The following is an 11142-nucleotide window of genomic DNA, read 5'->3' as shown; positions in this document are numbered from 1 at the left end:
AACAATTTACGTGAAAAATTCGAAAGCCGCGTTCTATTCTCTGACGCGGATTCACGTAAAAGTGGGTGAACGTGACCGTATTGCGCGCAAAAATGCCGAAGCAGAACACCGTGCCCAGCCAGCGATCTGTGTTTCAGTTGTCAGTGGAGACGGTCTTCTTGCCCAGATTCGCATTGCGCGACGCCATGGTGCCCCGGGGCGGGTCCAAACAGATTTGTTTGCCCATGGCTTCGATGACTTCAGGGTTAGGGTATTGTGGTCGCGTCAGCGCACCCAGTTCCCGCATGTTGCCCTTGTCATCAAAGGGCAAAAAGCTCAGGCCAAAGCCATCGCGCTTGAATTGTTCAGCAGCAATCGCGTTGACCATGGTGCAGGCGTCGCTTTGCGCAACATATCTGCAGACAGTTTCAAACCGCGCCGTCGAAACATCGATGCCGGTTTCCTCGGCCACCATGTCGGACGGCTCTGGCAGGTCGCGTTCCAGGTCGTACCCAAACGAGATGGGAAACCGGATCAATTGGTCGGCCGGCACTTCATGGGCCCAGATACTGGATTTTTTGCTAAGCGGATGACCTGTGCGTACCCCAAGATACAAAGGCTCGAGCCACAGCGACGTGAAATCCATCGGCCGTTTTGAACCGCGATAAATCTGATTGAAGCTTTTGCGAGCGATAAAGGCAATATCAACCGACCGGTCTTCGACCATCTTGGCCAGGGCCACGGGATACTCCTCGACGATGATGATCTTGCGGTCCGGCACGGCCATTGAAAAAAGGTCCCGAAAATACAGCGACAGATAGGCCGCCAGAGTCGGTGTCATCCCCAGGCGAATGGGCGGCAGTTCCGTCGTTTGATGTCGCCGGGCCAGATCGCTGATGTTGTCCACAAGCTCGACGATCTGCCCTGCACGAGCCACCATTTCTTGTCCGAAGGGCGTGAGCGTCACACCATCCCGGCTACGATCAAAGATCGGCACACCCAGTTCGGCCTCCAGCTTTTTGATCTGATTGGACAGGGCAGGCTGACTGACGGCAGCGGCCTGAGAGGCGCGGGTAAAATTTTGATGTTCGGCAACGGCCAAAACATATTGAAGATCACGTAAATTCATCTGTTTAACTTAACTCGTAGGCCGTGGCTGGTGAGATGTCCCGAAAACGGCCCTTCGGAATGGGATCGCTGAAATCCTGCCCCCCTGAACACGTCTTAGCAACACGCATCGCCCGATTTCCCGGATTCGTGAGCGATTGTGCACAGGATTCATTTGATCTGCCCCGGCCTCCTTTGTTGGCCCACTGCAGATAAATGAAGAACGACCAAATACGAGGGTCTTACAGACCTGATAAGGGATTTAAGGTGTTTGTGACAGCGTCAGCACCGGCGAGGTGCGCAGAACCTCGAACATGTCGCTTCCCCCGCCTGAAGAATAGTGCACGGTCAAAGCCTGCGTATTCTGAAAGTGCTCAAAATAGCGGAAACTCAGGCGATCCAGCGCCTCGATACTCTGACATTGGATCATATATTCCGCCTGAAAACGGGTGCCCGATCCGTTCGTCGCCTTGAAGACACCGGTGGATTGCCCAAAGGTGTCCCCGGTCAGCGCGACATTGGCGGACGCGGTCATACACCCGGCTTCGGACGGCGGCACGAATAAAGTCAACGGATCTGACAAGCGCGACATGGCTGTGGCGACCTGATCACGCTGTTCCCCGCTTTCCGCCTCACCGGCCGCGCCCATGATGTCAGCGCTGGGAACCTCGAGAACCAAAAGGAATTCTGACCCCGACACGGATATGGTCAGACGCGCCGCACCTGCCGCTTGGGCACTGTCGGCCTGAGCCGCTTGAACCAATAGCGCAGCAGGCAAGAGCAAAATGGCAATCGCCACGCGTTTCATAATACTCACCAAAAATCACACAAATCTGGTTGGGCATTTTAATAAAACTGTGACTTTTCGCAATAAACAAGGCACGGTCCCGAACCCCCCAATTATAGCGGGGTAACAGGGAGTAAAATTCCCGACTATAAAAGTCAGGTTGACATTACTGACTATTTCTATCAGTTATTCGCGCATCCACATCCCGACACATGTCGGAGACGAATCCTGATTTTACCTGTGAGATCAAACCTATGACCAGATTCCTTGCCGCAACCAGCTTGTTTGGATTGTGCATCGCACCCGCGGCCCTTGCCGAAACGGACACAAAAGGCGAAGTCCTGAACACTTACGCAAATATCGCCGAAGCCAAGTTTGAAGACAGCTTGATTGCCGCAAAAACCCTTGGTGCGGCGGTCGACGCCCTGATAGCGGACCCGTCTGACGCGACATTAAATGCCGCGCGTTCCGCATGGGTTGCGGCGCGGGTTCCGTATCAGCAGACCGAGGTGTATCGCTTTGGCAATGCCATCGTCGATGATTGGGAAGGGAAGGTAAACGCCTGGCCTCTGGACGAAGGGTTGATTGACTATGTCGACGCCTCCTATGGCGGTCCGACGGACGAAAACGAATTCGCCGCCCTGAACGTCATTGCAAACCCCAGCTTCCAGCTGTCAGGCCAGACAATCGAAGCCCGTGACATCACACCCGACCTGCTGGCCAATACGCTGCACGAAGCCGACGGCATCGAAGCCAACGTTGCCACCGGATATCATGCGATTGAATTTCTGCTGTGGGGTCAGGATCTGAACGGTCACGGCCCGGGCGCAGGCAATCGTCCGTGGACGGACTTCGCGCAGGACGCGGCTTGTACCGGCGGCAATTGCGACCGTCGCGCACAATATCTGAGTGCAGTCACTGACCTGCTGGTAAGCGATCTGGACTGGATGGCAGCCCAATGGCAGGACGGCGGTGCGGCCCGCTTGGAATTGCTGGAAAACGAAGACGCGGGCGTCAGCGCCATTCTGACGGGCATGGGCTCTCTGTCATATGGCGAGCAGGCTGGTGAGCGGATGCGACTGGGCCTGATGCTGAACGACCCCGAGGAAGAGCATGATTGCTTCTCGGACAATACCCATAACAGCCACTATTACGACGGTCTGGGCATTCAGAATGTCTATCTTGGAAGCTACACCCGAATCGATGGGACGCCAGTCGGCGGAGCCTCGCTGTCCGATCTGGTTGCCGCAACGGACCCGGCGCTGGACGCCGAGATGAAGGCCAAGCTCGCCACCACCATGCTGGCCTTGGGCCGGATCAAATCGACGGCTGAGGCCGGGTTTGCCTATGATCAGATGCTGGAACAAGGCAACGCAGGCGGAGAGGCGTTGATCATGGGTGGCGTGAATGGCCTGATCGACCAGACAAAGACCATCGAACGTGTCGTCACAACGCTGAACCTGGACCAGCTCGACTTTGAAGGGTCAGACAGTCTGGATAACCCGGACGCAGTTTTCCAGTGAGTCCAATTGTGCGAGGCGGCAGATCTTTGCCGCCTCTCGGGATTTTGAAGACGGACAGACAGTTTGCCGCAAGACAGTCGATATTATCCTGATTATTATTGTCGGATAAACAGCAGAAAAGCACCTACACCATGATTGTCTGTCATTGCACTCATATCTCGGACACGGATATCCGCACCGCGATTGACTGGATGCGAACGTCGGACCCCGACACGATCATCACACCGGGCAAGATATATCATGCCCTCGGAAAATCGGCGGACTGCGGCGGATGCATGCCTCTTTTCCTAGACACCATGCGCATGAGCGATAATCTGGAAGTCCCCATGCAGCTCCGTGCGTTGCGCACCGGAGTATCACAGGAGAATGCAGATGAAGGGCGATCCCAAAGTCATAGAATACCTCAACAAATCCCTGCGGCATGAGCTGACGGCAGTCAGCCAGTATTGGCTGCACTACCGCCTGCAGGAAGATTGGGGCTTGGGCCATATGGCTAAGAAAAGCCGCGAGGAAAGCATCGAAGAGATGGGGCATGCAGACAAGCTGATCGAGCGGATCATCTTTCTGGAAGGTCACCCCAACCTGCAAAAACTGGACCCTCTGCGGATCGGTCAAAACCCGAAGGAAACTCTGGAATGCGATCTGGCCGCCGAAAATGACGCACGCGCCCTTTATGTCGAGGCGCGGGAATACTGCCGCGAGGCGGGGGACTATGTGACCATGTCCCTGTTTGAAGAACTGATCAGCGACGAAGAGGGTCACATCGACTTTCTCGAAACGCAGCTTGATCTGTACGAGAGGATCGGCGAAGCCAACTATGCGCATCTCAACGCATCGAAAATGGACGAAGGCGAATAGCCTGCACCTGTTACCGGTGGTCGCTTTGGCGGCCACCCCATCCCTGGCCCAGGAGCTGCGGGATATTCACCTCAACACAACGCCCAGAACCGCCGAAGAACGCACCCGGATCGAGGCCGCGACCGCCGTCCCGACCGATTTCAGCGCGTCGCAGAAACACGAAGAACTCAGCGCCGGGGCCGCGACTGTACGGGCGCGTACGGATGCGGATGCGTTTTCCCAGCCCTCGGGCAATCTCAGCTTTGAGCAAGAGCTGGATTTCAAGGTCGGCAACGGGCTGTTCAAGAAGATATGGGTTTCGGCCCCGTCATCGACATTGGCGTCCGACGGCTTGGGCCCTTTGTTCAATGCGCGCTCTTGCCAGCGCTGCCACATAAAGGACGGGCGCGGTCATACGCCAAATGGGCCGGATGACAATGCCATCTCGATGTTTCTGCGTGTCTCGGTCCCGGGCGACCCGGATGACGCACCGGCCGCAATCGAAGGCTATCTGGCCACCCTGCCCGATCCGACCTATGGCGGGCAGTTGCAGGATTTCGGGCTGCCCGGCCATCCCGCCGAATACCGGCTGGACATTACGTATACGGAAATCCCGGTCGCCCTGTCCGATGGTGAGACGGCGTCGCTGCGACAACCCGATTATCAGGCCGCCGATCTGGGGTATGGGCCGTTGCATCCCGAGGCGATGCTAAGCCCTCGTGTTGCGCCGCAGATGATCGGCCTGGGCTTGCTCGAGACGATCCCGGCGCAGGACATTCTGGCCAATGCGGACCCAGGGGACAGCAATGGCGACGGTATCTCGGGCCGGGCCAATATCGTCTGGTCGACCGAGTTTGACGCCCCCATGTTGGGCCGGTTCGGACATAAGGCCGGAATGCCCACGGTCATGGAACAATCGGCTGCTGCCTTTGCCGGTGACATCGGAATATCAAGCCCGCTTTTCCCGCGCCCCTATGGAGATTGCACCCACGAACAGGCAAGTTGCGTGCAAGCCCCACATGGGGATACCGACATTCGCAGGCATGAAATCGATCAGACCGGCATGGACCTTGTCGCCTTTTACAGCCGCAATCTGGGTGTGCCTGCGCGGCGCGATGTCGATGACGCGCAGGTGCTGCGGGGCAAACAGGTGTTTCATGACGCCGGATGCGCGTCTTGCCACACACCAGCCCATGTCACCCATCGTATGGACGACCGTCCCGAGCATAGTTTTCAGTTGATCTGGCCCTATACCGATCTGTTGCTGCACGACATGGGCGACGGTCTGGCCGACCACCGCCCCGAGGCGCGTGCAACGGGTCATGAATGGCGCACCCCGCCTCTATGGGGTATCGGATTGACCGAGCGCGTGTCGGGTCACACACAATTCCTGCACGACGGTCGCGCGCGAAACCTGCTTGAGGCAATCCTGTGGCATGGCGGCGAGGCAGAATCAGCCCGCGATCAGGTTGTCTCAATGCCAAAGGCGGACCGCGACGCCCTGATCCGATTTCTGGAAAGCTTGTGATGCGCTGGAAGACCCTCTTGTCCGCTTTGGTATTCCCAGTGGTCTTGTGGGCGCAGGACCGTGGATCAATTCAGGCCGAGATTGCGCAAAGTCACATTCTGCCCCGGTTCGGCACATTGTCCGACGCGGCCACAAGCCTTGCAGCTCAAGCCCAAGCAGACTGCGCGCCGTCCGACAGCTTGCGCACCACCTATGGAGCCGCATTTGACGCGTGGATTTCTGCCAGCCATCTGCGCTTTGGCCCCACGGAAACCGATGACCGGGCCTTTGCTCTCGCTTTCTGGCCTGACACCAAAGGGTTCACCCCCAAAACCCTGTCGCGGTTGATCACCGATGCGGATCAAGTGGTTGCCGACCCGGACGCCTTTGCCCAGATTTCCATCGCCGGACGCGGGTTCTTTGCACTGGAGCGGATGCTGTATGATCCGGCCTTTCAGGATCAGGGTGGTGCGGCGTATCGGTGTGCTCTGATTCAAGCCATCACAACAGACATCGCCCGCAATGCGGACGCCATTTCATCCGATTGGGCCGGATACGCAGCGACCTTTACGCATCCAAGTGAAGACGGCCCTTACCGTTCAGAAGACGAGGCGTTGCAAGAACTGTTCAAGGCCCTGACAACGGGTCTGCAACTCACCGCAGATACCCGTTTGGGCCGTCCGCTTGGCACCTTCGACCGCCCCCGCCCCAACCGGGCCGAGGCGCGCCGATCCGGTAGATCTCTGCGCCATATCGAATTGTCGCTGATCGCGCTGCAGGATCTCGCGGCGCGTTTGTCCGGCGACTACCCCGACATTGCCGCCGAACTGGATGCAGCCTTTGCCAGGGCCATAAGCCGCGCCCGGGCACTTGACGATCCGGCGCTGGCGGGTGTTGCGTCCCCTCAGGGACGTTTTCGGATCGAAGCCCTGCAGCAATCGATCAACGACATCCGCACCATAACGACATCGGAACTGGGCCCGACGCTTGGCATAAGCGCTGGCTTCAATTCCCTGGACGGAGACTAAATGATGCCCACGCGCCGCCAATTTCTGGCCGGGCTGACGGCCACCAGCTTTGCACCTCAGACTGGCTGGGCTGCGACGGGCGCACCTGCTTATCTGGCCGCCGCCCAGTTTCCGGACGGAACCTACCGGCTGGCCGGGCTGAACGGGCAAGGCACTGTTCTGTTCTCGCGGCCTTTGCCCGATCGCGGCCACGCCGCCGCTGCGCATCCGCACAAACCCCACGCAGTCGCCTTTGCCCGTCGTCCCGGCACCTTCGCGATGGTGATCGATTGCGCCAGCGGACGAGAACTGGCACGGCTGCGCGCCCCGGAAGGACGGCACTTTTATGGGCATGGTTTGTATTCGCCCGACGGCCATCAGTTCCTGACAACCGAAAACGACTATGACGCAGCCACGGGCATCATCGGCATCTGGGACGCAACAAGCTATGCCCGGGTGGGCGAAATCCCGTCCGGTGGCATAGGCCCTCATGACATGCACCTGATGCCCGACGGCAATGCTATGGTCGTTGCCAATGGCGGCATCGAAACCCATCCCGATTCAGGCCGCACAAAGCTGAACCTACCTTGGATGCAGCCCAATCTGACATATCTTGACCTGTCAGGCACCATCCTGGATCAGGTTCATTTACCGGGCAGGCTGCACAAAAACTCGGTCCGCCATCTGGATGTGCGGGCGGATGGGCTGGTGGCTTTCGCCATGCAATGGCAGGGCGATATGTCTGAGGCCCCGCCTTTGCTGGGCCTGCACAGGATCGGGCAGGCTCCGACCCTGCTGTCTGCGTCAAGAGATCAGCAAGCAAAGCTGCAGGGCTATGCAGGCAGCGTCGCCTTTGCTTCGGATGGGACAACAGTCGCCATGACCTGCCCCCGCGGCAATGTTCTGCACCAGTTCAACATCACAAGTGGCGACCTGATCCACGCCTTCCCGTTGCACGACGTCTGCGGGTTAGGTGCTGGACCCAACGGCCTTGCCTTCACGACAGGCACCGGCGCGTTCGGATCGGTCAAGCATGGCAAAGCCCGGGTTGAAGGCACAATGGACTGTAAATGGGACAACCATCTGATCCCCATCCGCGCCCACGGATAAATTCGGCAATTCCCGCAACATAGATTACACTTGGACGAATCAAACTGCTGCCGTATTGGCGGGCGCGAAACCGGCACCCCTATTGCAAGGACCTGACTGATTGAAACACACGCCCGACGCACCGCATTCCATCTACGGGGTTGAGAAATGGGGCAAAGGCCTCATCGAGGTGACCGAGCAGGGCGAGATCGGTCTGCGCAATCCCATGCACCCCGAGGCCGCCGCGATCAGCCTGCCGGGCATCCTGTCCGATCTGGACGACCGGGGCATCAAAGCCCCGATGGTTCTGAGGGTTACGTCCTATCTGGAACATGAGATCGCGCATCTGAACGAAAGCTTCCGCGATGCCATCGCGCGGGTGAACTACAAAGGCTCTTACCGGGGTGTTTTCCCGATCAAGGTGAACCAGCAGGCGCAGGTCGTGGACCGGATCGTCGAGTTCGGTAAGAAATACAACTATGGGCTTGAGGCCGGATCGAAGCCCGAACTGGTCGTGGCGCTGGCCCATCGTCTGGCGTCTGAGGCACTGATCGTCTGCAATGGCGTCAAAGATGCCGAGTTCATCCAACTGGCCATCCTGTCCCGCAAGATCGGCTTCAATACGGTCATCGTTCTGGAAAGCCCGAAAGAGGCCGACACGGTGATCGAGGTCTACAAGGAGTTGGGCATCGAACCCCTGATCGGCGTGCGGGTGAAACTGACCAACCAGATCAGCGGCAAATGGGAAGAAAGCTCGGGCGACCGGTCGGCCTTTGGCATGAACACCGACCAACTTGTCGCCACGGTGGACAAGCTGAAAGCGGCGGGCCTGTTACATTGCCTGAAACTGCAGCACTCGCATTTGGGCAGCCAGGTGCAGGACGTCAACGATGTGCGCCGCGCTGTCGGCGAGGCGTGCCGCTACTACACCGAACTGACGCGTGAGGGCGTGCCGCTGACCCATCTGGACCTCGGCGGTGGCATGGGCGTGGACTATACGGGTGAGAAGAAGGCTGCCGAGAACTCGATCAACTACACGGTCGAGGAATACTGCGCCAACGTGGTCGAAACCGTCGCCTACGCGATGGACGAGGCCGAGATCGCCCACCCCACGCTGGTCACGGAAAGCGGTCGCGCCGTGGTGGCGACATCTTCGATGCTGGTCTTCAACGTGCTGGAAACCACGCTTTACGATGCGCCCACCGCGCCGGATGTGGAACCCGACGACAACCATCTGGTCTCGGACCTTGCTGCCGTACATGGATATCTCAGCAGCGACCGCCTGCAGGAATGCTGGAACGACGCAACTTTCTACCGCAACGAACTGCGCGCCCTGTTCCGTCGTGGATACGTGGACTTGCGCCAGATGGCCCGGGCCGAGCGTATCTATCTGTCGCTGATGGCCCGCCTCAAGGCTCTTGCAGCCAGCGACGACCTGGAAACGGATGTGGACGATCAGCTTGAGAAAGTGGCTGATATCTATCACTGCAACTTTTCGCTGTTCCAATCCCTGCCCGATGTCTGGGCCATCGACCAGCTGCACCCGATCGTGCCGCTGCAAGGGCTGAACGAAACGCCCGACCGCCGCGCTGTTCTGTCCGACATCACCTGCGACAGCGACGGCAAGATCGACCGGTTCATTCTGGCCGACGGGGTATCCCCCAGCCTGCCGGTCCATTCGCTGCCCGAAGACGATGAATACTTCATGGGCGTCTTCTTCGTCGGCGCCTATCAGGAAACACTGGGCGATCTGCACAACCTGTTCGGAGACACCAACGTTGTCACCATCGACCTGCGCGCCGATGGCGGCTTTGACCTGCTGCACGAACAAGAGGGCGACACGATCAGCCAGGTCCTGTCTTACGTTGAATTCGACCCCCAAGACTGCGTCGCCGCTTTCCGCAAAATGGTGGACGAGGCGATCTCGACCGGTACTCTGCAAGCCAAGGACCGCAAAACCCTGATGAGCGCCTATCGCGACTCGATCAACGGCTACACCTATTACGAATAAGAAGGAGACAGACCATGGGCAAAACACTGGTTGTCGGCGCAGGCGGCGTATCCCACGCAGCCGTGCACAAGATGGCGATGAATTCGGATATCTTCACCGAGATCACTCTGGCCAGCCGCACAAAATCGAAATGCGACGCCATCGCAGCAGCCGTCAAGGATCGCGTCGGTGTGGACATCAAGACCGCCGAACTGGATGCCTATAAGGTCGAAGATACGGTCAAGCTGATCAAGGAAACGGGCGCGGAGATTCTGGTGAACCTCGCCCTGCCCTATCAGGACTTGGTGCTGATGGATGCGTGCCTTGAGGCCGGTATCCACTACCTCGACACCGCGAACTACGAGCCCGAGGATGAGGCCAAATTCGAATACCACTGGCAATGGGCCTATCAGGAACGGTTCAAGGCGGCGGGCCTGACCGCCATCCTCGGCTCGGGCTTTGATCCGGGCGTGACCTCCGTCTTCGCCACATGGCTCAAGAAACACAAGCTGAACACCATCCGCCAGATCGACGTTCTGGACGCCAATGGTGGCAGCAACGATCAGGAATTCGCCACCAATTTCAACCCCGAGATCAACCTGCGCGAAGTGCTGGCCGAGGTGCGTCACTGGGAAAACGGCGCATGGCAGCATTCCCCGGCCATGACCCACAAGGTCGAATTCGACTTCCCCGCCATCGGGCCCAAGAATATGTACCTGATGTATCACGAGGAACTGGAGAGCCTCAGCACCCACTTCCCCGAGATCGAGCGCGCCCGCTTCTGGATGACCTTCGGCGACGCCTATATCACCCACGCCAAAGTGCTGGAGAACGTCGGCATGACCCGCATCGATCCGGTGATGCATGACGGCAAGGAAATCATCCCGATCCAGTTCCTGAAAACCCTGCTGCCCGATCCCGGTGATCTGGGTGCAGAAACCAAGGGCAAGGCCTGCATCGGCGATATCGCCACAGGTCAGGCCAAGGACGGCTCGGGTGAGAAAACCTACTACATCTACAACATCTGCGACCACGAAGAATGCTATGCCGAGGTCGGCTCCCAGGCCGTCAGCTACACCACCGGCGTCCCCGCCATGATCGGCGCGGCACAGGTTCTGAAAGGCAACTGGACGCAGCCCGGCGTGTGGAACATGGAACAGCTCGACCCGGATGATTTCATGGACATGCTGAACACCCAGGGCCTGCCATGGCAAGTCCACGAACTCGACGGTCCCGTCAGTTTCTGACCTTCGTCTTTTCCCAAATACTCCGGGGGGTCCGGGGGGCTGGCCCCCCGGCCTCTCGACAATCGGAGA

At 58.6% G+C, this 11142-nt stretch carries 10 protein-coding genes; 8 read left to right on the top strand and 2 right to left on the bottom strand.

The features are described 5' to 3' along the window. Positions 1 to 133: 133 nt before the first annotated feature. Both ACR0K4_RS16215 and ACR0K4_RS16210 read right to left on the bottom strand, forming a co-directional pair. Positions 134 to 1108 carry a LysR family transcriptional regulator gene (locus tag ACR0K4_RS16215; protein WP_480521026.1) on the bottom strand — a complete coding sequence of 325 codons (975 nt, stop codon included), beginning with the start codon at positions 1106 to 1108 and terminating at the stop codon, positions 134 to 136. Positions 1109 to 1348: 240 nt separating this feature from the next. Then, positions 1349 to 1894 (bottom strand): ZrgA family zinc uptake protein, encoded by a 546-nt coding sequence (locus tag ACR0K4_RS16210; protein ID WP_480854798.1) that lies wholly within the window; start codon positions 1892 to 1894, stop codon positions 1349 to 1351. A gap of 233 nt (positions 1895 to 2127) precedes the next feature. Here ACR0K4_RS16210 and ACR0K4_RS16205 point away from each other — a divergent pair, with 233 nt between their 5' ends. The 8 genes from ACR0K4_RS16205 (at position 2128) to ACR0K4_RS16170 (ending at position 11073) form a co-directional block, all read left to right on the top strand. Further along, a complete protein-coding gene (locus ACR0K4_RS16205; protein ID WP_480854797.1) occupies positions 2128 to 3396 on the top strand; it encodes an imelysin family protein in 1269 nt (422 codons plus the stop codon). A gap of 131 nt (positions 3397 to 3527) precedes the next feature. Further along, a complete protein-coding gene (locus ACR0K4_RS16200) occupies positions 3528 to 3821 on the top strand; it encodes a (2Fe-2S)-binding protein (RefSeq protein WP_480854936.1) in 294 nt (97 codons plus the stop codon). Continuing rightward, positions 3769 to 4254 carry a bacterioferritin gene (gene bfr, locus ACR0K4_RS16195; RefSeq protein WP_480521020.1) on the top strand — a complete coding sequence of 162 codons (486 nt, stop codon included), beginning with the start codon at positions 3769 to 3771 and terminating at the stop codon, positions 4252 to 4254. The genes ACR0K4_RS16200 and bfr overlap by 53 nt, the downstream gene beginning before the upstream one ends. Continuing rightward, positions 4214 to 5761: a di-heme oxidoreductase family protein gene (locus ACR0K4_RS16190; protein WP_480854796.1), complete on the top strand. Its 1548-nt coding sequence runs from the start codon at positions 4214 to 4216 to the stop codon at positions 5759 to 5761. Before bfr ends, ACR0K4_RS16190 begins: the two co-directional genes overlap by 41 nt. Continuing rightward, positions 5761 to 6768 (top strand): imelysin family protein, encoded by a 1008-nt coding sequence (locus tag ACR0K4_RS16185; RefSeq protein WP_480521016.1) that lies wholly within the window; start codon positions 5761 to 5763, stop codon positions 6766 to 6768. Before ACR0K4_RS16190 ends, ACR0K4_RS16185 begins: the two co-directional genes overlap by 1 nt. A 3-nt stretch (positions 6769 to 6771) precedes the next feature. Then, positions 6772 to 7857, top strand: a complete 1086-nt coding sequence (locus ACR0K4_RS16180) for a DUF1513 domain-containing protein (protein ID WP_480854935.1) — start codon at positions 6772 to 6774, stop codon at positions 7855 to 7857. A 100-nt stretch (positions 7858 to 7957) separates the two neighbouring features. Beyond that, positions 7958 to 9847: a biosynthetic arginine decarboxylase gene (gene speA, locus ACR0K4_RS16175; protein WP_480854795.1), complete on the top strand. Its 1890-nt coding sequence runs from the start codon at positions 7958 to 7960 to the stop codon at positions 9845 to 9847. 14 nt (positions 9848 to 9861) lie between these two features. Beyond that, positions 9862 to 11073, top strand: a complete 1212-nt coding sequence (locus tag ACR0K4_RS16170) for a saccharopine dehydrogenase family protein (RefSeq protein ID WP_480854794.1) — start codon at positions 9862 to 9864, stop codon at positions 11071 to 11073. The last annotated feature ends 69 nt before the right edge of the window (positions 11074 to 11142 follow it).

The organism is Ruegeria sp. K11 (assembly GCF_056531905.1).
Note: the sequence above shows the minus strand (reverse complement) of the source record. Positions and strands in the feature narration are given on the sequence as shown.

Excerpts from the sequence above, each read along its gene's own strand:
- ACR0K4_RS16210 (WP_480854798.1), bottom strand. The coding sequence starts at position 1,894 with ATGAAACGCGTGGCGATTGCCATTTTGCTCTTGCCTGCTGCGCTATTG.
- ACR0K4_RS16170 (WP_480854794.1), top strand. The coding sequence starts at position 9,862 with ATGGGCAAAACACTGGTTGTCGGCGCAGGCGGCGTATCCCACGCAGCC.
- ACR0K4_RS16215 (WP_480521026.1), bottom strand. The coding sequence starts at position 1,108 with ATGAATTTACGTGATCTTCAATATGTTTTGGCCGTTGCCGAACATCAA.
- ACR0K4_RS16185 (WP_480521016.1), top strand. The coding sequence starts at position 5,761 with ATGCGCTGGAAGACCCTCTTGTCCGCTTTGGTATTCCCAGTGGTCTTG.
- ACR0K4_RS16205 (WP_480854797.1), top strand. The coding sequence starts at position 2,128 with ATGACCAGATTCCTTGCCGCAACCAGCTTGTTTGGATTGTGCATCGCA.
- bfr (WP_480521020.1), top strand. The coding sequence starts at position 3,769 with ATGAAGGGCGATCCCAAAGTCATAGAATACCTCAACAAATCCCTGCGG.
- ACR0K4_RS16180 (WP_480854935.1), top strand. The coding sequence starts at position 6,772 with ATGCCCACGCGCCGCCAATTTCTGGCCGGGCTGACGGCCACCAGCTTT.
- ACR0K4_RS16190 (WP_480854796.1), top strand. The coding sequence starts at position 4,214 with ATGCGCATCTCAACGCATCGAAAATGGACGAAGGCGAATAGCCTGCAC.
- ACR0K4_RS16200 (WP_480854936.1), top strand. The coding sequence starts at position 3,528 with ATGATTGTCTGTCATTGCACTCATATCTCGGACACGGATATCCGCACC.